This is a genomic window from Streptomyces sp. NBC_01260, from assembly GCF_036226405.1.
In the GTDB taxonomy this organism is placed as follows: domain Bacteria; phylum Actinomycetota; class Actinomycetes; order Streptomycetales; family Streptomycetaceae; genus Streptomyces; species Streptomyces laculatispora.
Genome location: NZ_CP108464.1, coordinates 5490403 through 5513689, shown reverse-complemented (window position 1 = coordinate 5513689; position 23287 = coordinate 5490403). Strand labels below are relative to the sequence as shown.

Annotated in this window: 23 protein-coding genes and 5 pseudogenes; 15 read left to right on the top strand and 13 right to left on the bottom strand. The window is 68.5% G+C overall.

The window, feature by feature from the left end:
- The first annotated feature begins 12 nt into the window (after nucleotides 1–12).
- The 10 genes from OG322_RS24525 to OG322_RS24480 all read left to right on the top strand — a co-directional run bounded on the left by OG322_RS24525 (nucleotide 13) and on the right by OG322_RS24480 (nucleotide 10100).
- A complete protein-coding gene (locus OG322_RS24525) occupies nucleotides 13–1434 on the top strand; it encodes a DUF6177 family protein (protein WP_329306926.1) in 1422 nt (473 codons plus the stop codon).
- A 127-nt stretch (nucleotides 1435–1561) separates the two neighbouring features.
- Nucleotides 1562–1894, top strand: a complete 333-nt coding sequence (locus tag OG322_RS24520) for a hypothetical protein (protein ID WP_123471228.1) — start codon at nucleotides 1562–1564, stop codon at nucleotides 1892–1894.
- A gap of 91 nt (nucleotides 1895–1985) precedes the next feature.
- A complete protein-coding gene (locus OG322_RS24515) occupies nucleotides 1986–2306 on the top strand; it encodes a pore-forming ESAT-6 family protein (RefSeq protein WP_123471229.1) in 321 nt (106 codons plus the stop codon).
- Between the two features lie 103 nt (nucleotides 2307–2409).
- Nucleotides 2410–2835 (top strand): DUF6507 family protein, encoded by a 426-nt coding sequence (locus OG322_RS24510; protein WP_123471230.1) that lies wholly within the window; start codon nucleotides 2410–2412, stop codon nucleotides 2833–2835.
- Nucleotides 2832–5675 carry a hypothetical protein gene (locus OG322_RS24505; protein WP_329306925.1) on the top strand — a complete coding sequence of 948 codons (2844 nt, stop codon included), beginning with the start codon at nucleotides 2832–2834 and terminating at the stop codon, nucleotides 5673–5675. The genes OG322_RS24510 and OG322_RS24505 overlap by 4 nt, the downstream gene beginning before the upstream one ends.
- A gap of 67 nt (nucleotides 5676–5742) precedes the next feature.
- The gene (locus OG322_RS24500) at nucleotides 5743–6558 is read left to right on the top strand and encodes an immunity 49 family protein (RefSeq protein ID WP_123471517.1); all 816 of its coding nucleotides are present in this window, start codon (nucleotides 5743–5745) and stop codon (nucleotides 6556–6558) included.
- A 99-nt stretch (nucleotides 6559–6657) separates the two neighbouring features.
- Complete coding sequence (locus OG322_RS24495) at nucleotides 6658–7080, top strand: Imm49 family immunity protein (protein ID WP_123471232.1); 423 nt, start codon at nucleotides 6658–6660, stop codon at nucleotides 7078–7080.
- 48 nt (nucleotides 7081–7128) lie between these two features.
- A complete protein-coding gene (locus OG322_RS24490) occupies nucleotides 7129–7992 on the top strand; it encodes an immunity 49 family protein (RefSeq protein WP_329306924.1) in 864 nt (287 codons plus the stop codon).
- A gap of 412 nt (nucleotides 7993–8404) precedes the next feature.
- Complete coding sequence (locus OG322_RS24485; RefSeq protein WP_123471235.1) at nucleotides 8405–9025, top strand: DUF7691 family protein; 621 nt, start codon at nucleotides 8405–8407, stop codon at nucleotides 9023–9025.
- 583 nt (nucleotides 9026–9608) lie between these two features.
- Nucleotides 9609–10100 carry a MarR family winged helix-turn-helix transcriptional regulator gene (locus OG322_RS24480; protein WP_329306923.1) on the top strand — a complete coding sequence of 164 codons (492 nt, stop codon included), beginning with the start codon at nucleotides 9609–9611 and terminating at the stop codon, nucleotides 10098–10100.
- 98 nt (nucleotides 10101–10198) lie between these two features.
- Here the strand turns inward: OG322_RS24480 and OG322_RS24475 are convergent, their stop codons facing one another.
- Nucleotides 10199–10555, bottom strand: a complete 357-nt coding sequence (locus tag OG322_RS24475; protein ID WP_123471238.1) for a DoxX family protein — start codon at nucleotides 10553–10555, stop codon at nucleotides 10199–10201.
- Nucleotides 10552–10794, bottom strand: a complete 243-nt coding sequence (locus tag OG322_RS24470; RefSeq protein WP_124284073.1) for a hypothetical protein — start codon at nucleotides 10792–10794, stop codon at nucleotides 10552–10554. The genes OG322_RS24475 and OG322_RS24470 overlap by 4 nt, the downstream gene beginning before the upstream one ends.
- An 83-nt stretch (nucleotides 10795–10877) precedes the next feature.
- Here OG322_RS24470 and OG322_RS24465 point away from each other — a divergent pair, with 83 nt between their 5' ends.
- The gene (locus OG322_RS24465; protein WP_329306922.1) at nucleotides 10878–11747 is read left to right on the top strand and encodes a sigma-70 family RNA polymerase sigma factor; all 870 of its coding nucleotides are present in this window, start codon (nucleotides 10878–10880) and stop codon (nucleotides 11745–11747) included.
- Nucleotides 11748–11997: 250 nt separating this feature from the next.
- Here the strand turns inward: OG322_RS24465 and OG322_RS24460 are convergent.
- Together OG322_RS24460 and OG322_RS24455 are read right to left on the bottom strand one after the other, a co-directional pair.
- A pseudogene (locus OG322_RS24460) lies at nucleotides 11998–12425 on the bottom strand (MFS transporter); the annotation flags it as partial.
- A gap of 36 nt (nucleotides 12426–12461) precedes the next feature.
- Nucleotides 12462–13045 (bottom strand): annotated as a pseudogene (locus OG322_RS24455) (NADPH-dependent FMN reductase).
- 35 nt (nucleotides 13046–13080) lie between these two features.
- Here OG322_RS24455 and OG322_RS24450 point away from each other — a divergent pair.
- Nucleotides 13081–13422: a TetR/AcrR family transcriptional regulator C-terminal domain-containing protein gene (locus tag OG322_RS24450; RefSeq protein WP_124284074.1), complete on the top strand. Its 342-nt coding sequence runs from the start codon at nucleotides 13081–13083 to the stop codon at nucleotides 13420–13422.
- Between the two features lie 67 nt (nucleotides 13423–13489).
- Here OG322_RS24450 and OG322_RS24445 read toward each other — a convergent pair.
- The 6 genes and pseudogenes from OG322_RS24445 to OG322_RS24420 all read right to left on the bottom strand — a co-directional run bounded on the left by OG322_RS24445 (nucleotide 13490) and on the right by OG322_RS24420 (nucleotide 17196).
- A pseudogene (locus tag OG322_RS24445) lies at nucleotides 13490–14142 on the bottom strand (M48 family metallopeptidase).
- Nucleotides 14143–14266: 124 nt separating this feature from the next.
- Nucleotides 14267–14572, bottom strand: a complete 306-nt coding sequence (locus OG322_RS24440; RefSeq protein ID WP_164494299.1) for a hypothetical protein — start codon at nucleotides 14570–14572, stop codon at nucleotides 14267–14269.
- A 46-nt stretch (nucleotides 14573–14618) separates the two neighbouring features.
- Nucleotides 14619–15014 (bottom strand): annotated as a pseudogene (locus tag OG322_RS24435) (type I restriction-modification system subunit M N-terminal domain-containing protein); the annotation flags it as partial.
- Between the two features lie 38 nt (nucleotides 15015–15052).
- Nucleotides 15053–15169, bottom strand: a complete 117-nt coding sequence (locus OG322_RS24430) for a type I restriction-modification system subunit M N-terminal domain-containing protein (protein ID WP_329306921.1) — start codon at nucleotides 15167–15169, stop codon at nucleotides 15053–15055.
- A 99-nt stretch (nucleotides 15170–15268) separates the two neighbouring features.
- The gene (locus tag OG322_RS24425; protein WP_124284075.1) at nucleotides 15269–15949 is read right to left on the bottom strand and encodes an RloB family protein; all 681 of its coding nucleotides are present in this window, start codon (nucleotides 15947–15949) and stop codon (nucleotides 15269–15271) included.
- Nucleotides 15949–17196 (bottom strand): AAA family ATPase, encoded by a 1248-nt coding sequence (locus OG322_RS24420; RefSeq protein WP_329306920.1) that lies wholly within the window; start codon nucleotides 17194–17196, stop codon nucleotides 15949–15951. The genes OG322_RS24425 and OG322_RS24420 overlap by 1 nt, the downstream gene beginning before the upstream one ends.
- A gap of 285 nt (nucleotides 17197–17481) precedes the next feature.
- Between OG322_RS24420 and OG322_RS24415 the strand changes: the two genes are divergently transcribed.
- The 3 genes from OG322_RS24415 to OG322_RS24405 are packed head-to-tail and all read left to right on the top strand — an operon-like array spanning nucleotide 17482 to nucleotide 20605.
- Complete coding sequence (locus OG322_RS24415; protein WP_123471245.1) at nucleotides 17482–18639, top strand: acyl-CoA dehydrogenase family protein; 1158 nt, start codon at nucleotides 17482–17484, stop codon at nucleotides 18637–18639.
- 19 nt (nucleotides 18640–18658) lie between these two features.
- Nucleotides 18659–19546, top strand: a complete 888-nt coding sequence (tesB, locus tag OG322_RS24410) for an acyl-CoA thioesterase II (protein WP_329306919.1) — start codon at nucleotides 18659–18661, stop codon at nucleotides 19544–19546.
- A 57-nt stretch (nucleotides 19547–19603) separates the two neighbouring features.
- Nucleotides 19604–20605 (top strand): cation diffusion facilitator family transporter, encoded by a 1002-nt coding sequence (locus OG322_RS24405; RefSeq protein WP_123471519.1) that lies wholly within the window; start codon nucleotides 19604–19606, stop codon nucleotides 20603–20605.
- A gap of 21 nt (nucleotides 20606–20626) precedes the next feature.
- Here OG322_RS24405 and OG322_RS24400 read toward each other — a convergent pair.
- The 3 genes and pseudogenes from OG322_RS24400 to OG322_RS24390 all read right to left on the bottom strand — a co-directional run.
- Nucleotides 20627–20857 (bottom strand): annotated as a pseudogene (locus tag OG322_RS24400) (DoxX family protein); the annotation flags it as partial.
- Nucleotides 20858–21637 carry a phosphatase gene (locus tag OG322_RS24395; RefSeq protein ID WP_123471248.1) on the bottom strand — a complete coding sequence of 260 codons (780 nt, stop codon included), beginning with the start codon at nucleotides 21635–21637 and terminating at the stop codon, nucleotides 20858–20860.
- Between the two features lie 107 nt (nucleotides 21638–21744).
- Nucleotides 21745–23145, bottom strand: a complete 1401-nt coding sequence (locus OG322_RS24390) for a DUF6056 family protein (protein ID WP_241199977.1) — start codon at nucleotides 23143–23145, stop codon at nucleotides 21745–21747.
- Between the last annotated feature and the right edge of the window lie 142 nt (nucleotides 23146–23287).

Below are 23287 nucleotides of genomic sequence, written 5' to 3'. Positions count from 1 at the left end.
CCGGACGACTCCATGACGAAGGACGTCATCGCGCTCACCGCCCGCATGCCCGACCCGTGGACCGTGCTCGCGGGCCTGCTCTCCGGCGGCCCGGACAAGCTGGTGGGCGCGCGGGGCGACGGCGCCGTGGCGCAGCTCTGCGACACGCAGGGGCGCCCGCTCGTCTCGGTCGAAGCACCGCTGCTGGTCGCGGTGGAGGGCGAGGCGGAGCGGCTGCTCGGTGCGACACCTCCACCCGTGCCGTACTGGTGGACGGAGGCCCGCGCCACCACGGGGGTCGCGGAGGCGGAACAGCTCGCGGGTACGTTCGCGACCCGGCTCACCGCACTGGTGGGCGGCTCGGCCTGGCCGCCGGACGCAGCGGGCTCGCTCACCGTGGTGCCGTCGGACGGGGTGAGCGTCGCCCCGGCACCGGCCGCCGCGCAGCCCGCCGTCGACGTGCTCACCGAGAGGGTCGCCGTCGTCATCCAGGACCGCCCGGTTGTCGCGATGACGGCCTGGCTCTCGGACGCCTTCCGCGCGGCCGCCGAGGCGGGGCTCGGCCTCCAGATCGTCAGCCCGGCGGGGACCACGCTCTCCCCCGCCGTACGCGACAGCCTCGGCGGATGGCCGTCGCGCTGGATCGTCCAGGACGAGCGGGACGGGTACTACGACGGCCTCACGGGCGCCGTACTGCGGTGGCAGGACGGCGCGTTCAGCCCGCCGGCCTCCCCGGACGCTTCGGAGGAGGACCCGCACACGCAGGTGGCGGCCGCCTACCAGGAGGTAGCGGACACGGGCGAGCGCCAGCTCGGCCTGACCTTCCGCATGGTCCACCCGGCGGACGACCGGCTGGTGCTGGGCGGCGGCCTGGAGACGGTGTGGCGGCAGCTGACGGGGAGGTCCCCGGCCGGCTGGGGTACGTCAGAACCGGCCAACCTGCCATGGTCGCTGCGCCAGTTGACCGACGTGGCTCATCGCAGGGCGCCGGAACCGACGTGGCTCGTCGTGGTCGGCGGCCCGGACCGGCCGGGCCTCGCCACCGTACGCATCACGCGCACGGAGGCGGGCGTCGAGGAGCACGTCACGATGGCGCTCGGCTATGGAAGCGGCGAGGAGGTTCCGACCGACGCCCTGCCGGCCCTCGCGGAGGCCCTCGCCACCCGGCACCCCCTCCAGTCGATGCTCGTACAACTTCGCAAAGCGCGACGTGACATGGCGGTACCCGCGCACTTCGAGGGACCGGGCGTTCCGCTGGCCTTCGTGCTCGGCGCGGAGGAGGTCCGCACCCTGCCGGGCGACCGCGCCCGCCGCACGCCCCTGCCGGAGGCACCCCTCCCCCTCGGCCCGAAAACGCGCCCCGCGCTGTACTACCCGCTGCCGGGCGACCCGTCGGACCTGTCGGGCTGGCAGGACTTCGAGCGGCTGATGCGCCATCTCAAGGGGGCGCCGTGACCGCGCCCGATGTCATGGCTTGGCAACAACGACAATCTGTCCGATTGCTGATTGCAGTAGCGATGCGTGAGTTGATAGACATGTATTCGATCAATAAGGCGTTCGTTCGAGTGGGCGGGGGAAGCTGATGAAGTTCAACATGGGGGCCTCGGTCCTTTCGACCCTGATGTCGAAGTCGCAGGGCTCCAGTACGGATCTGGGCACGCTGATCCGGCAGTTGATCGCCGCGGCGGAGCCACTGGAGGGCAAGTTCCACGGTTCGGGCAAGGTCGCGTTCGACGACTTCAAGAACCGATCCGACGAGATCACCGCGGCGTTGAACGCCTCGCTCTCCGGAATCCTGGGCGGCCAGTCCGGGATGGATGCGGCGTTCGGCTCGGGTGACCAGGAGCAGGGCGAGAACGCGAAGACGCAGATGGCGTCGGCCAACTTCGACGCGGCCCGGTTCTCGGGCCGCTGACACCGGCCGGCCCGACCGCCGGGCGGCAGGTTCTCGTATTCCGGGCTTTCGTATGACGGGTTTTCGCATTTCTGACGGGGAGTGACGGGTGATGGCAGGAAACGCGGGCGACACCGACCGGCGTGCGTACGACACGGGCGCCTCCACCGAGGTCCAGGGCAACATCCAGGTGGTGATCGCCCAGCTGGAGATGGTGATCACGGCCCGGGACACGCAGGTGAAGGCGGCGATGAGCGACTTCGCGGCCGACGGCGTGGCGGACGAGTACCACGGCAAGGAACTGCGGTGGAACACGACCTCGCAGGAGGTCAAGAACATCATCCAGCTGCTGCGTTCGACGCTGGAGAAGAACGACGGCACCGCACAGCAGACGCTGGCGCGCGCCAAGGCCGCGGTCGACAACATCGGTTGAGCGGTCTCGCTGTGACGCCCACCGGAGAAATCGTTCCTTCTTCTTCCGGTGGGCGCGATGGTTCGGCATCGGGTACGGGTACGGGTACGGGGGCGTGTTTTCAGTGACGGCGTGGGACATCAAGCCGCAGGGTGTGCAGGGCAGGCTGAAAGTGGTCGGCACGCACGCCGATGACCTGGAGAAGGCGCTGAACGCGATGGTCACCGCGATGTCGGAGGCGGCGACGCATGCGGGTACGGCGGTACCGGGCACGGCGGCGTCGCTGCCGGTGGCCGGGCCGGTGGCGGTGGGGGCGGAACCGTTGTCGCATCCCACGCTGGGACCCGTCGCGGCCGCGCTGGGCGAGTACATGACGGCGCGGAAGCCGCAGCTGAAGTCGATGGCGGAGCGTATCCAGGCCGCTGTGCTGGGCGCGGCGACAGCGACGAACGAGTACGTGGAGGGCGACCTGGAGGCGGCCAAGCAGGCCCAGGACGCCGCCAAGTCCGTCCGCCTGGAGCTGCTGAAGGACATGGGGGCGGGCAAGTGAGCAAGAACGAGGCGGTCAACCCGTCGGGCATACCGGTCTTCACCGGCAACCTCGCCCTGCTGGACCGCAGCGTGGGCGCGCTGGCGAAGAGCGGGGAGTCGATCGCGACGGCCGCCGGTGACGTGCACAGCAGCTTCGGCGGCCTCCAGGCCTTCTACAAGGCGCCCGAGGCCGACCAGTTGTTCGCGACGACGAAGCCGGTCGCGGACCGCGGGACCTCTCTGAAGTCGGACCTGACCACGATCACGGGTGCGCTGAGCACGTACTCGGACGACGCCTATCCGCTGGTCGAGAAGCTGAAGGAACTCAAGCGCGAAGCCGACGCTTTCGTCGTTCAGATCAGGGACGACGACAAGTGGCGCGAGGACGGCGACCTGGTCGACGAGAACAACCACCGCCACGACGAGGTCATCGAGGCCTGGACGGCGTTCCAGGCCGTGGAGCGGGCCTGTCACGACAAGATCGTCGCCCTGGTCGGCGGCTCCTCGCTGAAGATCGACGACGGCTCCGGCAAGAAGGGGACGTACGGCTACGAGGCCGAGGCCCTCAAGCACGCCGAGGGCCTGCCCTGGGGTGACCCGGTCGAGGAGTCCAAGCCGTGGTACCAGCTCCACGAACACGCCTGGGACTTCATCAAGGGCTTCGCCGTTGACGGTGTCTGGGGCACGATCAAGGGCCTGGGCACCCTGGTCGGCACGGACGGATGGGACTCGGCCAAGCAGGCCTGGTCGGGGCTGGGCAAGCTCGCCACGGGCCTCACGATCAGCATCCTGCCGATGGGCAACCTGCTCTGGGCCGTCCCGGAGGACAAGCTCCCCTCCTACCTGCGTGATTCCCGCAGGGCGATGAAGGAGACCGGCAAGGCGCTGCTGGCCTGGGACCAGTGGGGCGAGAACCCGTCCCGCGCCGCGGGCGCGGTGACGTTCAACGTGATCACGACGGTCTTCACCGGCGGCACCGGCGGCGCGGCCTCCGGCGCCGGCAAGGCAGCCCTCGCCGCGAAGGCCCTGTCCACCGCGGGGAAGGTGGGCCGGTTCGTCGACCCGATGACGTACGTCTTCAAGGGCGCGAGCATGGGCCTGACGAAGATCGGCGACGTGATGGCCGGCTTCAAGGGCCTGGGCACCACCGAGATCCCTCCCCTGCCGGAAGGCGTAGTCACCCTGCCGGAGGGCGGGTTCAAGCTCGCTGACGGGACCCTGCACCTCCCGGAGGGCTCGGCGATCCCGGACAGCGCGTTCGAGGTCCCGAGCAACTCGTTCAAGCTCCCCGACGGCGCGGAAATCCCCGCCGGGGCGATCGACCTGGGCGACGGCGTGGTCCGCCTCCCCGAGGGCATGGCACCCCCGTCCGGCTCCCTCCGCATCCCGGAAGGCGCCCTCAAACTTCCCGAGGGCACGACAGCCCTGCCCGAGAACGTGCTCAAGGGCACGGACGAGCACGGCAACACGGTCTACCTGGACCGCCCGGGCAACGTCCTGAAGGAGGACGGCACCCTCAAGCAACACCACAGCGCCGCGAAGCCGGAAGACGTGGCCACAGGCGCGGAGACCCCGGCCGCCCTGACTCCGGCCCAGCAGCCGGTATTGGTCGGCGCCCACTCCGTCGGCGGCAGTACCGGCGGGGCGATTCGGATGGGCGACGACCTGGGGGGCGTGGGGCGGGCCGGCGACGACGCCAGCGGTGCCGGCAGGACACCGGGCGGGTCGGCGAACAACCTGCCGGGGGGCTCGGCCGGCGACTACCTGCCGAGCAACAGCCTGGACGGCGGCAGGGCGGGCGCCTCGGGCGGCCACCACCCAACGAACAACCTCGACGGTGGAAGGCCCGGCGGGGGCCATCCCGACCTCGGGGCCTCCGGCGGCCACGACGTGCCCGATAACGCAGGCGCCGCTACGGCCGGCGCTGACGCTGCCGACGGTGCGACGGCCTCGCCGTCGCACCGGGCAGACGAGGGCGCCGCCGCAGGTAACGGTGGGAGTGCCGCTGAACGAGAACTGACCGCCGCCGAGCGCAAGAAGCTGCAAGACAGGCATGTGTGGTTGGCCAACAACAACGACGTGTGGCGCGACGCTTACTACCGAGGCGACGGCCATCGCTGGGACAAGAACGTCAAGGTCGACGGCGTTGAGCTGCCCATCCTCAAGAAGAACGCAAACGGCACATGGGTAGCCAAGTACGACCTGCCGCACGGCCCTTCGGAGATCAAGCACAGCCGAACACCACTCAAACCGGACTCCGCCGACCCCAGCCACCTCCCACAGCTTGACGAGGCAGCGAAGAACAGCAGAGTGAGCGTGGATCTCTCCAACGCGGAAAGAGCATTCAAAGACGACCCATCACCCCAGAACCACTCTGATCTTGACACGGCGACCGGCGCCTACCGCGATCAATTGGCCGATATTCCCAACAACAGCAAGCACTCGGAGAGGCTCGGCGAGGAGGCATCCAGGCTCCACGCCATCCCCAAGATCTTCCCGGGAGCCAAATACGTTGATCTCCCCAGGACGCCAAACGGCGCCAACATGCTTGACGACCTATATGAGATCGGCGATGACGGCAGTTATCTCGTCGTTGAGCAAAAAGGGCCGAAGGCGAATCTGAACCCGCCTCGCCTCGGTGCCGGTCCAGCTGCAAACATGATGGTCAAGCAAGGAACGAGACCATACCTGGAAACAATTTTCCATGAGATGTGGAAGCGAGGCGGAAAGGATAGACAGCTCGCGGAGAAGCTATTCGACGCCCTTGAAAACAAAAAACTGCAGTATGTTCTGGTAAAGGGCAAAGAGAGCGCGGGCTCCTACGACGGCTCCGTGCTTGAGCACTTCAAGATCTACTAGAGGAGAGAAACCAGTGGTCACGAGCGTTCCCCGCCACGACTTCCCAGTAGGGGTGACCCAGGAGGACATGGCTTCGCTCACCGAGAGCACCAATCGGGTCCTCGATCGGCTTGAAGTATCGGAGATGTCCCGCTCCCGGGCCCTTGACTGCTGCTTGACCGTGGCCATGTCGCGCTGTGCCGGCGATCCCCAGGGCGAGAAGATCGAGACCTGGGAGGCGTGGGTCACAGCCATGCAGGTCGGCTCCGCACTGTTCGATTCGGCCACTGCGACAGAAGGGGCACCGCCCTGCCGTATCGGGATCGCCGGGGATGTGCGGCAACTCCCCGCAACCGGACCGACCTCCTACACACACGCCGGCTCGTGGCTCACTTCGGTCTACCTGGCGACGATCTGCCGCGAGGAGGAGCGCCTCGACCGTCTCATGCAGGTACCAGTGTCGTTCCTCCGCGAATCCGGGGCAGTGTTCGACGAGTACGTCTACGAATGGGTCGAAGCTCTGCAGAGCTACTGGGCCCGCCGCTCAAGCGACATGTGGAGCAATCTGGTCGCCGCGATCAGTCACGCCACCCCCGAGACCGCCCGGATCGCCGACAAGGAAACGCTACTAAAGATCCTTTACCCACCGCTTGAACTATTCCAGCTTTACAACCGCGGGGAAGCTGACAAGTTCAACACATCGCTGAACGAGTTCCTCTACTGGCACAGGCAGTATTGGACCGCAGACGAGGCGCGATCCTTGAGCAGTGACGGTTTGGTTGCTCTCGCCCCACTCGCCATCGCATGCATGGCCTTCGACAACGGCTTCGCAATCGAGATCGAATCCGAGTATCTACCAAAAGAACTGCTGCAGTTCGGCTGGTCTGGTGAAATCGATACTTGAGCACCACCAGGGGTGTTCAAGACTCGCAAGGCTCTGCCTCCCGAGACATACAGGAACACCGGGACGCCGCGGAGTTCTTGCCTCTTGAGGCCCCTACCCATGAGGCGCCTCGCCACGACGCACCGGTGTCGACAGGACGCGTGGCGGGACGGCAGACAACCTGCCGGGCGGCTCAGCGGGCACAGACTACCTACCGAGCCGCAAGCTGGAAGGAGAAGCGCCCGGTGGCCCGGTGACGTCGCACTGCCTGTTGGACACCGAGGCAGATCTGCTACCCACTTGGGAAGCATGGATCAGCGCCATGCAGGTCAGCTCGGCTCACTGGAGAAGGCGCTCCGCGCACACAAGGCCTATTGGACAACTGATCAGGAGCGAGCCGACTCCTGCTACGGATGGGTCGCCTTGGCCCCGCTAGCCATGGCCTGCTTGGCACTCGACGCCGACTTTTCCATCGAGATCGAGTCGGACTACATGCCCGGACACCTCTTGAGGGCAACGTGGGCTGGCGAGTTCCCCACCTGACGATCCGCCCAGTGACGCGTGCCCTGATGGACGGCCCAGGAGGCCTTCGTGACTGTGACCATCTCACGCCATGGCGAGCCCGGGCCCGATGACGAGAGGTATGCACAGAACCGATCCCGCAGGACGATCGAGGCAATCAACTCTCTCGAACAGTCGCCGCACATGCTCGACGTACTTTGGAACTCCGTGCGGACATGCGTCGAGGCCCGCTCGACGATCGACCCCACAAGCTCAGGTATCGAAACCTGGGAAGCCGTGGTCAACGCTATGCAAGTTGGATCGGCGATCTTCCGGACCGCAAGTGCCACCGGGGGCACCGTCGAGTGCCGCATCCATCACGAAATGCGCGCACTGCCCGCCACCGGCCCACGGACCTTCATCAACGCACCGGCATGGATCGATGCCTTCTTCTTCGCCGTCATCTGCCGCGACCAGGAGCGCATGACCGAACTCTGCGAGGTACCGATGGCCGTGCTGCGCGCCTCCGGTGCACAGCACGACGAATATCTCTACCACTGGGTAGCCACCCTGCAGGCGTATTGGTTGCGCCAGCAGCCCGAAATGGTTGAGGCCCTCACCGCAACCTTCCAGGCCTCCCACCCCGACGCGGCCGAAATCGCCCCGCGAGACTGGCTGCAAAACATCTCGTACCCCCCGATCAACCTCTTCTACCACTTCGTCAAACACGACCACGCCAGCTTCAACACCGCCCTCGTAGAAGCACTTGAACTCCACAAAACCTACTGGACGAAAGACGAAGACCGCGAGGAGAGCATCGAGGGCCTGTGGGCTATCGGGCCACTGGCCATCGCATGCCTCGCCTACGACGGCGACTTCCCCATCGACATCGAAACCGAATACCTCCCCCAGCACCTCCTCCAGCGCAGCTGGGTCGGAGAGTTCCCCGTCTGACACGTCCCTGATCGATCTCCTGAAGAGCGACACATTGGTCGCCACGGTTTCCCGCCATCCCCTTCCCACAGGGAACGCGGAAGCCGGCCTCGCTGTTCTCCAGGAGAGCGCCGACGGGTGGATCGACAGTCTGGAGGCGGACTCCACCGGTCTGGGCGATGCATTCGACACCTCGCTCCTGCTGGCCAAGGGTCACTGCCTGCTGGACCGCAGGAAGCGATCTTCCTCACCTGGGGCGCCTGCGTGAACGCGATGCAGATCGCCTGCGCCATGTTCGCCTCCACGACCACGACCGAGGACCACGTCCAGTGCCGCATCGCCGCACAAGGACCGCATCATCTAGGCCAGCGGCCTTCTGTGCCGTCCGGCACATCTCGCAGGAGTGTCAGCGGCACCGCCTAGGGTTCGTCTCATGAGTTCTTCCTTGAGCGTCTACCTGCTGGACGTGGCCGCTACGCGCGCCCTGGTCGGATCCCGCGATGACCAATTGCTGAACGTGATACGCGCCGAATTCGGGGACGACCTGACCCGCGACGACGACTACCACAGTCACGCGATCGAGCAAGGCTCCCCCACGGCAGACGAGGCACTCTCCGCGGTCATCCACGGCGGCCCCTTCAGCGAAAACCGGGACCACGCCTTCCAGTACAGCTACGCCTACCAGCGAATATGCACGCTCACCGGCACCTTCCTGCCCAACGACTGCTTCACACCGCACAAAGGCGACTGGCTGTCTGTCGTCGACCAGGGCCTGGAGGCCCTGGGTATCACCGCTGTGTCCGTGGACTCCTTCAGCCACAGCGATCCGCCGGCTCCACTGCCCTACACGTACACACCGGGCTGCGGCGAGTGGGCTCCCGAACACGTCGCCCAGGCGCTCCAGCAGTTCGAGGCCACCAAACGCGCGGTCGACGAGTCGGGCCAAGCCCCGCCGCTGGAGCCCGAGGTCCTGGACGCTGTCATGCAGTGCCTCACCTGGATGCGGCACGCTGAAGCACGACCGGGCTACGGCGTTATCGGCTTCCGCTCCTGAAGTCGAGGCACGGCCGGCGGGATAACCGTCCTCTCCACCGAGCAGCCGGCCACCAACGCCCCCAACCCGGAGTTGAGAGTGATGTGAGCGCTCGCCCACGCGCCCGACGCCGCTCCAGCAGCACCCGCCGCGCCCACTTCGCTCTCAACTCCCTGCGGGCCTCTCGAACAGCCCTGCTCCGCCCCTGAGCTCAGCGATCATCTCCGCGCGACTCAGCCCACCGGGTTGCCCGGCCGGCGGGTCCTGCGCCTCGTATCCCGTGACCAGGGCGCGCGGGCGGAGAGGGAGGAGGTAACGGGGTGCGGTGCTGATGGCGGCGAGTCCGCCGTCCTTGGACGGCGGGCGGCTCGCTGCGACGTCCCGCGTGTCCCCGAAGACGTACGCCATGAAACCGTCGGCAAGGTCGTCACGGGGGAACCGGTTCGCGACCTCGTGAACCGGCGTCCGAGCCGACCCCGAACAGGCTGCTCGGCTTTGGGCGTTGTCGGCCGACCTCACGGGCGTCGGCGCTTTCGCGGTGGCCCGCTGAGGGCCGTCCGGCGATCCACGTGCGCCGGGGCCTGTCCGATGTAGCGTCGCCGTCATGAGACCGCTGACCGGCACCACCACCGACCAGGCCCCGGCTGATCCGACCGCCACCGACGACATGTTGGCCACCCAGCCCATCGGTTACTGGAGTGGTCTCGCCCACTCGGCCGTCACCCGTCACCTGCGTGACGCCATGGCCGCAATCGACGTCACACAGCCGCAGTACTGGGTGTTGAACCGCGTGAACGGCGGGCCCGCAACGCCGAGTCGCGAGGAGGTCGTCAGTCAGCTGACTCCCCTGACGGACGGGCCGCACGAGATTTCACGGGTCGTCGACCAGCTGATCCACCGTGGCTGGCTCTCGATCGACACCGGAAAGCTCCTGCGCCTCACCGATGCCGGGGAGGCGGCCAGGGTGCGGCTGCGCGAGCTGGTGACCGAGCTGCGCGCCGTGGTCCACGACGGCATCAGCGACGAGGAGTACGTGGCCGCGCTCAAGGTGCTGCGCAGGATGGTCGCCAACGTTGAGGGCGACCGGAACTCCTAGGAGTACGAGCCATGGCGACGCTGCCGGCGGAGAAGCGCCGGCAGCGCTGTGGGGCCGGTGGTGGTTGCGGTGCACGTTCCGAACGGCGTCGGCGTGAGTCATGGCTTGCTCACGAAGAAGCTGGCCGCGGCGACTGCGAGTAGCAGGTAGCCGCCCGGGACTGCGATGTTGTGGAAGACACGGGCGCGGACGTGAGTCAGGACCGCGCCGACGAAGAACGCGGTCAAGCCGACTCCTGCCGCCAGGCCCAGCCAGCGGACCCCGAGAAGTCCCACGAGAAGGCCGATAGCGCCTGCGAGTTTGAGGGTTGCCAGATACGGCAACGCAGTCGGCGGCAGGAATCGGACCTCGGCGAAGTTCGCGAGCACGAACGGTGCCCGCGCATAGTCCGCGACCGCGATGAACACGTTCGCGACGACGCACCCATCAGTGGCGATGATCAGTACGAGGCTCACGAGTTGCACGCCCCCACGACGACGAACCGTTCCGGTGGAACCGGCGCTCCCGCGGATCGGCCGATCAGGTCTCGCAGCCGAGCCGGGTCGAAGTCCGGTGCCGACTCACTGGCGTACGCCGTGCTGACCGCGCCCTGGAGTGATGCCTCCCGAACGGCGGCGAACACCTTCGCGCGCTGCGACCGGACCTCGGCATCTGTGTCGTTGTCGGTGCGGAACCGCACGGTCTGTAGGCTCATGACGTTGTCATCTCCTCGGGATGCGAACAGGAATGGGTTCAACCGACCGTCCTGACGTCCGCCGGCCCCGAAAGGTGACACCCATGCCGATCACGGTCGAAGAATTCGAGGCCGCGCGACCGCATCTGCTGTCGGCTGCCCACCGCATGCTCGGCTCGGCCCATGACGCCCAGGATGCCGTCCAAACGGCATGGCTGCGGGCCATGACTGCCCGATCCTCACCATCGATCGAGAACCCGTCGGCCTGGCTCACGACTGTCATCGCCAGGGTCTGCCTTGACGAGCTGCGTGCCCGACGCCGTCGCAACGAAGCGCCGCTGCTCGCGGGCGCCGTCCCGGCCGCAGAACTGGCTGCGGACGAAGCGGTCCTCCGCACGGAGGACGTCTCCCGGGCGCTCATGGTCCTGTTGAACCAGTTGACCCCGCCCCAACGGGTCGCGTACGTCCTGCACGACCTGTTCTCTGTGCCGTTCGACCAGATCGCGGACGTGCTGGGCGGGACAGTGCCCAGTGCCAAGAAGCACGCCAGCCGGGCTCGGCAACGCCTCGACAGCGCCCAGGATGCCTCGGCACAGCACAGCCGACCGGATCAGCCGATCGTCGAAGCCTTCCTGACAGCAGCCCGAACCGGGGATACGCGCAGGATGATCCAGTTGCTCGCCTCTGACAGCGTCCGCGACGCCGACGCGGCACTCCTGCCTCGCGGCGCCCGCACCGCCGTCATCGGTGCTGTCGACATCGCCACCGAGACCGTGCAATTCCGTGATCGGATTCAGGCGGCATGCAGACTCACCGTGAACAGCGAACCGGTGTACCTGATCGCCCCGGGAGGACATCCTCTCGCCACGATCGACATCAGCACGGCCAAGCAGAAGGTCACGAGAATCACGCTGCGACTGGCCCGGGCCGACGACCGCTTTGCGGCCGCCCCACCGCCAACCGCCGCCTCCTGACCCGCAACGCCGGCCTTGTTCATTTCAGGAGCTCCCACCGAACTGACCGCCGAGCCGGTGGGCACGCGTCGGAATGGTCCCAGCTCGCCCGCGTACACATACCTGCAGGCGATCTCTTTGAGCCATTCCCGTTCCGCTCTCCGTTCCGCTTTCCGTTCCGCTCTCCGTTCCGCTTTCCGGGACGGAGCCGCTACGCGGAGGAGCCCGCCCCCGCAGTGGATTCTGCGGTGACGGGCTGACCGATTCCTCCAGGACGTACGGCGCCGATGATAGAGATGGCGCCGACCATGAGGCCGCCCGCGCCGAGCCCCTGAACGGCGCGGAAGGCGATGAGCTGCCCCATGTCCTGGGCGAGCCCGGAGAGTACGGATCCGGCGAGGAACACCGTGATCGACCAGACGAAGCTGCCTTTGCGCCCGTACAGGTCGTCGAGCTGGCCCCAGATGGGGTGGATAGGGAGGCGGTGAGCAGATAGGCGGTCACCACCCAGGACAGGTGGTCGAGGCCTCCCAGGTCGCCGACGATCGTCGGCAGGGCGGTGCCGACGATGGTGCCGTCAAGCAGGCCGAGGAGGAGGCCGAACGGGACGAGTTTCGACGGGCCTGCGCTCTCGTCGGCGGGTGGTCGGGCGGCCTCCAGCTCCGGCCGGTCGTGCGTGTCCTTCGTGTCCTGGCTCATGGTTGCCCCCAGATGCGTGATTCATCGTCAGGCCGCTTACGGGGCAGCGGTCCTGGCGTCACGCAGCGCGAGCGCCCACCGGGCGAGCTGGTCCAGCAGCGCCTTGGCGGCCGCATCGACCTGGGGGTCGTCGACGGTGCCGTCCGTGCCGAACAGACCGTAGGCGTTGTGGAAGCTCACCGTGTTGCGGATGGTCGTGGCGTTCAGCTCGGCCATCACGACGCGGAGTTGCTCCACGGCGCGCAGGCCGCCGGAGAGGCCGCCGTAGGAGACGAAGGCGATCGGCTTGGCGTGCCACTGCTCGTTGTGCCAGTCGATGGCGTTCTTCAGGGAGGCGGGAAAGCTGTGGTTGTACTCCGGCATGACGAAGATGAACGCGTCGGCTGCCGCGAGCCGCGGTGACACCAGGGCGAGTGCCTCCTCGGTGCCCGGCGCGGGAGGCCGGCCGAACGCGGGCAGGACCGTGGGCAGCGGGTCTCGGCGAGGTCGACGACATCCGTGGCCATGTCGTCGCGCTGGGACAGGTGCCCCTTCAGCCACTGGGTGACGACGGGTACGAAGCGGCCCTCACGGGTACTGCCGACGACGGCGACGCAGAGCTGCGGGCGGGTGCTGGGCATGGGATCCCTCGGGAAGCAATGGATATGTACAACGTATCCATCAAGCCATCGCCGAGCGGCAGCTGGCGGCGCTCGACGGCCTCGGCCTCGACGAGGACTCGATGATGGTCGCCTTCCGCACCGTCAGCGCCTTCGCCCATGGCGCGGGACAGTCGGAGGTGGCCCTGCGGGAGTGGACCGAGTCCGCGGGCTGGTCATCCGGCGACGAGACGCGACTGGGCCTGGAGCCGCAGATGATCTACCTGATGGAGACCGGCCGCTACCCCACGTACCAGCGCTACGGGCTGCGGGCGACCCGCAAGGACGATGCGACCTGGGCGTTCGAGACGGGCCTGGACTGCGTACTGGACGGGATCGCCGCCCGGCTCGGCATCTGAGGTGCGGCCGCGGCCGGCTCCCTCCGTATCCCCGAAGGCACCCTCAAACCACCCGGATGAGCCAGTACTAAGCGATGTCGCCCATCCACATGCGCCGCCCCAGCTCGTCAAGTTCCATACGGCGCGCTTCGAACTCGGGAAGCGCCAGGCCGAGCAGCCGCCAGAAGTCAGCGCCGTGCCCGGGAACCCTGACGTGGGCCAGCTCATGGGCGATGACGTAGTCCACCAGATGCATGGGCAGCTGGAACAGGGGCCACCCGAGACTCATCCGGCCAAGACCGCCCTCGGGGGCGTACGAGCCCCACGCTGGCCGAGGTCGCGCACCTCCATCGCGGGCTCGGGCACAGCCATGCGGGCGGCCCACGGCTGGAGGCGCCCCGCGGCCCAGGTCTGACCTGCCCTGCTGTACCAGTCGACGAGGGCGGCACGGCCCCGACCGGGGGCCTCCGCGTCGGCGGCCCCCAGGACCAGGCGACCGGCGATCAGCCGCATCTGCCCACCGGCCGGCACGTCGTCGGAGAGCGCCAGCCGGTAGGTCCGCCCGAGGTAGCGAAACACCTCTCCCTCGATCAGGCGCTTGGCAGGGTTCAGTGGCCGCGTCCGCTCTCGTATTCCGAGTTTCGATACCAGCCAGGACCAGTGCGCCCGTACAAATTCCTCCGCCTCCGCGGCAGGGCTTCCGTCGGGAGCGTGCAGGGTGAGGCTCGCGTCGGATTCCACGGTCAGCGCGAACCGCTTCCTCCGCTTGCTCGCCCGCACACACAGCACCAGACCGTCGATGGCGAGCTGGTCGCCTTCGGCGAGCGGCGGAGCGGGAGGGCGGTCTGCGAGCGTGGTCACCCCCCTATTCTCCCCTCGCCCGCCTCAGAAACTGCTGCCGGTTGTCCTGCGCGTAGGCGGCGAGCCGCTGCGCGACGCTCCGCAGGGGTGCCCAGTCCCCGGCCGCGGGTCGGACCCCACCGCGGACGAGCTGAGTATTGATTCCGTGGGCGAGCGTGTTGAGGTCCTGGTGCTGTCCCTGGTACGAGACCGATGACATGGTGCTCGCCGCGACATCGCACACATCGCCGACCAGCAGACGTGCGTCCTGACCGTCCGCCCACCCGATCCCGGGGTCGTCCGTCAGGAGCTGGTCCAGGAGTCGGTACACCTCGGACCACCGCGCGCGGGGTGTAGAACTCCCCGCCCTTACGGCCCGCCGTGTCCGCGAACTCCTTGATCAGGTACTCGTACGCGGCGCCGATGAGGTCCGGGAACTCGAAGTCATCCGTACGCAGTCGGATGCGCCCGAAGTGTGCGATGAGGAGCTTCAGCCGCTGGTCGGCGAGCTTGGCCGCGCCGGATCCGCCGATGCGGTTGAAGTCGAGGTGGTCGAAGAGGCCCTTGAGCTTGCTGTTCTGGAGCTCCAGTGCCTGAAGGGCGGGGCGCAGCCGGCCCTCGACGAGGTTGTGGGTGCCGGAGGAGATCCACTTCCAGCGCGCGTTCCTCGGGACGAACAGCACGTCGCGGTCGCTGTAGGTGAACTCCTCCTCCAGGTAGCCCTCAAGATCGTCGGAGGACAGGCCCAGCTCCTTGACCGCCTGGTCCCTGATCTGTTCGCGGGCGGCCTCGAACTCGTCGTTCGCCCGCTTCAGGAACAGCGGCCGAAGATGTAGTCCTTGTACTCGGAGGCGTCCATCGTGCCCCGGAGGACGTCCGCAGCGGCGAACAGATGCCGCTCCAACCGCGCGAGCGTGAGCTTGGCCACGTACCGACTCCCTAGACTGAGATACCCAGGGCACCCTACGGCTGTCGCGGGACGGGGTAGAAATCCACTGGTCCGGTGCCGAGGCCCCCGCAGTGGGCGTCAGTACGACGCAATGCCGAGACCCTTCTCGACGAACTCGAAGACATCCGTGTACGGGTCGCGGTGAGCTTTCGCGATGTAGTCGGGGTGCTCGGCATTCATATCGAGAGCGTGCTTCTTAGCATCGGCGAAGCGGTTCTCGATCTGCTTCGGGATGACGGCCTTGATGCCGCCGGGCACCTGGTGCCAGTCAGAGGGAAGCCGCTGTTCCGCCATACCGCAGACCCCGCCGAAGGTCCCCGTGACGGGCTTCAGGTGCAGCACGCGCCAGATCTCGAAGCAGGGGTGCGAGTAAGCGACCTCCACGCCGGCCTTCTTGGCTCGGGACAGCGCGGTCTCCACCCCCTCGTGCTGGTCCCTGTCGAACAGGCACCAGACCTGGGGCCACAGCGCCTTGGCCAAGCCGGCCCGCTTGGCCTCCCTACTCTTCTCGCGAAGCAAGGCGATCGCCTTCTCCACGAGGATCAGCGGCTTGCGCTGCGATCCCTCGTCCGAGGCATTGGCGATCTGGACGTCAACGGTGGTCCCCGGTTGCTTGAGCGTGCCGAGCTGCCGGACGGCTTTGATGTACTCCGGCTCGGTGACCTTGCCCTCGGTGAAGACGTACACGACCCGGCTGCGCCCGCGACCGTGCGCCTTACCCGATGTGAGGGACGCGTTCCCCTTGGTCCTCTTCGCCATCAGACGTGCTCCGCACTCTCGGTGCCCTCGTCCCGCACTGCCCCCAGGCGACGGACGATCTGCCCGGCCAGGAGCGACGGGACGCCGCCGAACGCACCTTCCAGGTAGGACTTCGCCAGGTCTTCGTGGGCGCCCGGCGACATGGAGCTCAGCGGATAGAGCTCGGTGGCGCCGTCCTTGTCCTTCTCCGTGAACCAGACCTGTCCGGCATCGAGGAGCCGTTCTCCGGTCGGCGTGCTGAGCACCGTCGCCTCGTGGGAGGTGAACACCAGCTGGGCGGCGTTCGGATTGGACAGTGGGTCCTTGAAGAGGCGGATGACCTCTGCGGCGAACCGGGGGTGCAGACTGGCGTCGAGTTCGTCGAGCAGAAGGACCGCTCCATCGTCGAGAGTCAGCAGCATGGGGCCCAAGAGAGCGAACCAGGACCGGGTACCGAGGGACTCCCGCTGCCAGTCGAGTGCGACCTCACCCGACGCTGCGCGGTGCAGCAGCCGTACCTTGCCGGGCCCGTTCGCGGACGGTTCGACCACTGCGTCCGTAATACCGAGGTCGGCGACGCGCAGCAGTTCCTTGATGCGGTATCCCTGCTCACCTGTGAGCTTCGACGCCGTGAAGGCTTCGCGTTGCGGGCGCTCCGTCTCCGGGCCGATCTGCCACAGGCTCCGGAACCAGTGGAAGAGGGGAGACAGCTGCGGATGATTGTCCGTGCCCGCCGTCGAGAGCAGCAGGGCGTTGGGGCGAGTCCGGCGGACCAGTTGGGCGCGGTCCTTCACGCGGCTGCTCGGCCATCTGTAGACGTCGGACCGTGAGGCGTCCCGGTCCATCCACTCCTGCTGGTGGCCCAGAGGATAGCTGTGCACCCATTCGGACTCGACGCGCTGTTCGCCGAGCTCGAATCCGTAGGTCCAGCGAACACCGTCAATCGCCACATCGACCTCGAAGAAGGTCGGCTCGGCGGTGCTCTTCGCGTCCAGTGCGAAGACCTCGCGGGGGATGCCCCGATACGAAGCCCACTGTGCGTAGGAGTTGAGGACGGCCGTCCTCATCGAGGCAAGAGCGTCGAGCACGTTCGACTTGCCTGAGGCGTTCGCGCCGAAGATGCCGACCAGAGGAAACACGGAGACGTGCCCGTCGGCCAACTCCACTTGCCGGACTGCCGAGTGACCTTCGTCCGAAGCGGCGACGAAGGACAGCTCCTGCTCGTCACGAAGGGACCTGAAGTTTGCAACACGGAATCTCAGCAGCACGGCGTCCTCCTCTCGCATGTTCTCGCGGTCAGACTAATGGCCGGCACCGGCATCCGGGCGTCTGAGAACCGGCCTCGGCCTCCCGAAACATACCGCTCTCGCCTTGATCGGGTTGCCGAACGGCTGATCATTCCGGAGCCCTCACCCGTACCGCCGCCGGGAGGGGTGCACAGGAGGGCGTGCTCAGCATCACCCTGGACAGCCCCGGTGACTGCCGGGTAACTTTTAACCAAGGCTGAGCAAGCGCTTAGCCGAGCCGAGCGAAGCCGACCAGGGAGGCACCCCGTGCGCCGTACGGTATTCAACGAGGACCACGAGGCGTTCCGGGAGACCATCCGCGCCTTCATCGCGGCCGAGGTCGTGCCGGTGTACGACGAGTGGTTCGCCGCCGGTGTGGTGCCGCGCGAGTTCTACGGCAAGCTCGGCGAGCTCGGTGTCTTCGGCATCACGGTGGACGAGGAGTACGACGGCGCGGGCATCGACTCGCACAAGTACGAGGCCGTCATCTACGAGGAGACCGCCCGCGCGGGCGTCTCCTTCGGCGGTTCCGGGGTGCACACGCTGCTCGGCCTGCCCTACATCAAGATGCTCGCCACCGACGAGCAGAAGAAGCGCTGGCTGCCGAAGTTCACCACCGGCGAGGAGATGTGGGCCCTCGCGATGACCGAGCCGGGCACCGGCTCCGACGTCGCGGGCATGAAGACCACCGCCAAGCTCTCCGAGGACGGCACGCACTACGTCCTCAACGGCGCCAAGACCTTCATCACCGGTGGTGTGCACGCCGACCGGGTCATCGTCTGCGCCCGCACCTCCGCCCCCCGCGAGGACGACCGCCGCTTCGGTATCTCGCTCTTCGCCGTCGACACCAAGTCCGCGGGCTACTCGGTCGGCCGCAAGCTCGACAAGCTCGGTCTGCGCACCTCCGACACCGCCGAGCTGGCGTTCGTCGACGTCAAGGTCCCGGCCGAGGACCTGCTCGGCGAGGAGAACAAGGGCTTCGGCTACCTCGGCACCAACCTGGCCTCCGAGCGCTGGGGCATCGCCTTCGGCGCGTACGCGCAGGCCGCGGCCGCCGTCCGGTTCGCCAAGGAGTACGTGCTGGACCGGACCGTGTTCGGCAAGACCGTCGCCTCGTTCCAGAACACCAAGTTCGAGCTGGCCGCCTGCCAGGCCGAGGTGGACGCGGCCCAGGCCGTCGCCGACCGCGCGCTCGAGGCGCTGGACCAGGGCGAGCTGACCGCCGCGGAGGCCGCCTCCGCGAAGCTGTTCTGCACCGAGGTCGCGCACCGCGTGATCGACCGCTGCCTCCAACTGCACGGCGGCTACGGCTTCATGAACGAGTACCCGATCGCCCGCCTGTACGCGGACAACCGGGTCAACCGGATCTACGGCGGCACCAGCGAGGTCATGAAGTCGATCATCGCCAAGTCCATGGGCTTGTAGAGCGGCTACGTTCTTCTCCATGAGCACAGCACACGACTCCCTGCTCGATCTGCTCCAGCTGCTCGACCTGGAACAGATCGAGCGGGACATCTTCCGGGGCACGAGCCGTTCGGCACTCGTGCCCCGCGTCTTCGGCGGACAGGTCGCGGCCCAGGCGCTGGTCGCCGCGGGCCGTACCGTCCCGGCCGACCGGAGCGCCCACTCGCTGCATTCGTACTTCCTGCGGGCGGGCGACCCCGGCGCGCCGATCGTCTACAGCGTCGACCGCATCCGGGACGGGCGTTCCTTCACCACCCGGCGGGTCGTCGCCGTCCAGCACGGGCAGCCGATCTTCCACCTCTCCGCGTCCTTCCAGACGTACGAGGAGGGCCTGGAGCACCAGGCGGACATGCCGGCCGCACCCGATCCGGAGACGCTGCCCACGGCCGCCGAGATGCTGCCGCGCTACGCGGACCGGTTCAGCGATCCGGGTGTCGTGGACCGGCTGATCGAGGCACGGGCCGCGGTCGATCTGCGATACGTGGACGCCCCGCCGTTCGGCACCGTCGGGGAGCCGCGCGAGCCGCGTTCGCAGGTGTGGTTCCGTACCAACGGCAAGCTGGCGGACGACCCGCTGCTGCACGTCTGCATGGCGACGTACGTCTCCGACATGACGCTGCTCGACTCGGTGCTCCTGGCCCACGGGCGCGGCGGCTGGGCGGTCGGCGACGTGGTGGGCGCGAGCCTGGACCACGCGATGTGGTTCCACCGGCCGTTCCGGGCGGACGAGTGGCTGCTGTACGACCAGGAGTCGCCGTCCGCGTCCGGCGGGCGCGGGCTGGGCCAGGCCCGTATCTACACGCAGGACGGCCGGCTGGCGATCACCGTCATCCAGGAGGGCGTGATCCGGGTCCCCCGGACGGACTGAACGGGCCCCGGCCGCGCGTCGGACATGCCGGGCCCGGCTGCGGACATACTCCCCACCATGAGTGACGAGAAACCAGCCGGCGGCGAGTCCACGTTCACCGTCATCGTCGCGGCGGCCGCCAATCTCGGCATCGCCGTGGCGAAGGCCGTCGCGGGGCTGATCAGCGGATCGAGCGCGATGCTCGCCGAGGCGGCCCACTCGGTCGCCGACACCGTCACCGAGGTGCTGCTGCTCACCGCGCTCAAGCGCAGCGAGAAGCCCGCGGACGAGGAACACCCGCTGGGTTACGGCCCCGAACGGTACATCTGGGCGATGCTCGCCTCCGTCGCCACCTTCGTCGGCGGCGCGGTCTTCTCGGTCTACGACGGCGTTCACACCCTGATCGCGGGCGAGGACCTCGGCGATCCGCTCGTCTCGTACATCGTGCTGGGCGTGGCCTTCCTGCTGGAGGGCTACTCGCTGCGCACCGGACTGCGGCAGGTGCGCGGGGAGGCCGTCCGGCTGGGGACTCCCGCCACTCGCTACTTCCGGCTCACCCCGGACACCGCCGTCAAGGCCGTCGTGATGGAGGACTCGGCGGCTCTGGTGGGTCTGCTGCTGGCCGCGGGCGGGCTGCTCGGGGGTCAGCTGTCGGGCTCCGGGGTCTGGGACGGTGTCGCGTCGATCCTGATCGGCGCGCTGCTCGTGTACGTGGCCTGGGTGCTCGGCCGGTCCAACGCCCAGTTGCTGATCGGCCGGCCGGTGTCGCAGTCGATGCGGGCGGGGGTGCGGGAGGAACTGCTGACGGTGCCGCACATCATCGACGTACTGGAGCTGACGACGCTCATCCAGGGCCCGGCCGAGATCCTGATCGCCGCGAAGATCGACTTCCGGGACGTGGCCAGCGCCGAGGAGGTCGAGTGGGCCTGCGAGGAGGCCGAGCAGCAGTTGCGGGAGCGGTATCCGTCGATCCGGCGGGTCTATCTGGACCCGACGCCGGGGCTCGAACAGCGGCGCCGGGCCCGCGCCGCCGGGGGAAACCCGATGGCCGGGCCCGGTGAGGGTGAAGGAGCGGGCTGAACCGGGGCCGGACCGGTCGGGTCACCAGGCCGGGGCGAGCACCGCGGCCGCTGCCGCCAGCACGACGAGCGCGGCGTTCAGACCGGTCTGCCTGGCCTCGCCCCGGGACAGGTGCAGGCCCGCCGCCATCACCTGGAGCACCACCAGGCCGATCGCGGCCGCGATCGCGAGGCCGGGCACGATGCCCGTGAGCGGCGGCAGTACGAGGCCGGCGGCACCAAGGATCTCGACGACGCCGATGGCCCGTACCGCTCAGAGCAGTCCGGCCGCCTCCAGCAGGTAGTCCGTCATCGGGTCGTAGAAGCGCGGGTCCAGCACGTGGTCGTCCAGCGGGACGGCCACCTGGAGGGTGCCCTCGGACTCCCCCAGGAACAGCGCCGGGTCGTTGCAGTCCGCGTATCCGATGGCGTCCAGCCCGCGCTGCGCCGCGCACCCGGCCCAGCCGTGGTCGGCGACGACCAGGTCGGGCATGGGGCGCCCCTCCCGCTCCATGCCGTCCAGGATCGCCGCCATCGGGGCCGGGGAGTGGGTGTGCCAGAGGGTCGCGCCGCGCTCCTGCACGGCGACGTCCGCGAACTGGAAGACCATGCCCTCGTCCGCCATCAGCCCGGACGGGATCCGGACGATCTCGCAGCCGGCGGTCCGCAGGGCGGCCGCCGTCTGCCGGTGGACGTCCAGCAGACCGCCCGGGTGGCCGGTGGCGAACAGCACCCGCTCGTTCCCGTCGGCCGCCTTGCGCAGCCGGGCCGCCGCGCGCTCCAGGGCGTCGACGGTCAGCTCGGGGTCGATGGTGTCCTGGCCGAACCGGTGCTCCGGGTCGTCGCTGACCCCGCACCGCTCGGCCATCACGGCCAGCACGTCCTGCTCGTCGCGCCACCGGTCGCCGAGCTCCAGGCCCAGCCAGAAGTGGCGGTCGCCGTTGGCGAGCTTGCGGTAGTGGGAGAGGTTGTTGTCACGCGGGGTCGCGACGTCTCCGGCTATACGCGTGCGGACGAGATGTTCGACGAGGGCGGCGCGGCTGGGTATCGGCATGCACCCATTGTGCCGTCAGGGGTGCGCTGCGTGTCGTTCGTATGAGGTGGTTGGCGTTCGCGGGTCCGGAAACGAGGGAGGGAGGCGGTGGAGCCGGGCCGGTTGCGTCAGCGTGTCGGCCCGGGAGCCGGCCGGGTCGCGTAGGTGATCCGCTTCAGGTGGTAGTACTGCGCCGTGCACGGGGCCGGCCACACGCTGCGGCCGTGGTTGCCGAACGGGTCGCGCATCTGCCCCACCGAGGCCGGTACGTACGGCAGGACCTCGGCGCCCTTGGCCGCCTCCTCGCGCAGCAGCCGGTCCTGGCGGTCCCAGTGCCGGGCCCGTACGCCCATGTCGGTTGCCAGGCCGGTCAGCGGTACGGCCAGCCCCACGCAGACCCCCGCGCAGAGCGCCGCCGCCGTTCCCGTCGCGGCGGCGGTGCCCCGCCCGTGGGCGCGCAGGGCGTTGCCGAGCAGGGCGCCGAGTCCGGCGAGCAGCAGTACGTAGACGAAGAGGTAGTCGTTCCAGGTGCGGGTGCCATACGTCAGCATGCTGTGCGCGAAGGCGGGGAGGGTGACGAGGGTGCAGAGGTACCCGGACACCAGGAACGCCGCCACCCCGGCCAGGGCCGGGAGGAGTGGCCCGCTGCGCGGGGGCCCGTCGGCGGCCGGGCCGCTCTCGCGCAGCAGCAGGCCCAGCAGGACGCCGACGGCCAGTGCGCCGAGGTAGGTCCAGGTGGTGAGGACGACCCCCAGGATGTCGCCGTACGTCCGCAGCGCGTCGGCCAGCGACCCGGTGTCGACGACGGACGTGGCACCGGTGCCGAACCGGTCACGGCGGACCCGGGACCCCGGCGACGTGTAGAGGATGATCATCCCCGCCACGAGGGCGGCCAGCGCGACGCCGCACCAGAGACGGGTGCGGCTGCGGGCGGGGCCCGGCCGCGACCGGAGGCTGAGCAGCAGAGCGGTGCAGAGCAGGACGCCCGCGACGATCGAGGTCCCTTCCGAGAGGGTCCCGATGAAGAGCCCCGTCACGGCTGCGACGCACAGCGCGAAGATCCCTCCCCGCCGCGACCGCGCCCGCAGCAGCGGGATCACCGCGGCAGCGGCCAGTGCCGGGGCGACGGTGTGCGAGACGGAGGAGGCCGGCCAGTAGAACGTCTTGTACGTGTTGGGGGTGGCGAAGAAGAACACCACCACGGTCATCGACGCGACGAGCAGGGGCACTCCGCGCGGCGCGGTCCGTCCGGCAACGCGCAGCGCGGCCGGGATGAGGGCCCACACCGCGGCCAGGATCAGCAGCCCGCTGACGGTGGCGTACCACTGATGGCCCGCCACGCCCCCTGCCCCGTAGAGCGCGACCATCAGTGCGTTGGCGATGCGCCCGTTGTCGTGCAGATAGAACTTCCCGATCATGCCGAAGACGCCTTCGTCGCGCAGGACGGGCAGGAAGCACCAGTCGTCGCCGCCCGGCCGCACCAGCCGGCCGATCCAGAAGGACGCGGCCAGCAGGGCAAGCGGGAACACGGTGAGAGCGGCCGCCCAGAGCGGCATGCGGGGCCGCGGGGCCCGTGGGCCGTCCTGCCGGTGGGGCGCGTCCTGCGCCGTCGGCGGGGTATCCGCTGTTCCCGATGCTTCCGCGGTCATGGATGTGCCGGTGCCCTTCGTG

Bases quoted from the DNA above. Each gene is read 5' to 3' on its own strand.
- OG322_RS24500 (WP_123471517.1), top strand. From the start codon at position 5,743: ATGGCTTCGCTCACCGAGAGCACCAATCGGGTCCTCGATCGGCTTGAA.
- OG322_RS24395 (WP_123471248.1), bottom strand. From the start codon at position 21,637: ATGCCGATACCCAGCCGCGCCGCCCTCGTCGAACATCTCGTCCGCACG.
- OG322_RS24525 (WP_329306926.1), top strand. From the start codon at position 13: ATGACGAAGGACGTCATCGCGCTCACCGCCCGCATGCCCGACCCGTGG.
- OG322_RS24485 (WP_123471235.1), top strand. From the start codon at position 8,405: ATGAGTTCTTCCTTGAGCGTCTACCTGCTGGACGTGGCCGCTACGCGC.
- tesB (WP_329306919.1), top strand. From the start codon at position 18,659: ATGAGCACAGCACACGACTCCCTGCTCGATCTGCTCCAGCTGCTCGAC.
- OG322_RS24495 (WP_123471232.1), top strand. From the start codon at position 6,658: ATGAGGCGCCTCGCCACGACGCACCGGTGTCGACAGGACGCGTGGCGG.
- OG322_RS24480 (WP_329306923.1), top strand. From the start codon at position 9,609: ATGAGACCGCTGACCGGCACCACCACCGACCAGGCCCCGGCTGATCCG.
- OG322_RS24520 (WP_123471228.1), top strand. From the start codon at position 1,562: ATGAAGTTCAACATGGGGGCCTCGGTCCTTTCGACCCTGATGTCGAAG.
- OG322_RS24515 (WP_123471229.1), top strand. From the start codon at position 1,986: ATGGCAGGAAACGCGGGCGACACCGACCGGCGTGCGTACGACACGGGC.
- OG322_RS24470 (WP_124284073.1), bottom strand. From the start codon at position 10,794: ATGAGCCTACAGACCGTGCGGTTCCGCACCGACAACGACACAGATGCC.
- OG322_RS24405 (WP_123471519.1), top strand. From the start codon at position 19,604: ATGAGTGACGAGAAACCAGCCGGCGGCGAGTCCACGTTCACCGTCATC.
- OG322_RS24425 (WP_124284075.1), bottom strand. From the start codon at position 15,949: ATGGCGAAGAGGACCAAGGGGAACGCGTCCCTCACATCGGGTAAGGCG.
- OG322_RS24465 (WP_329306922.1), top strand. From the start codon at position 10,878: ATGCCGATCACGGTCGAAGAATTCGAGGCCGCGCGACCGCATCTGCTG.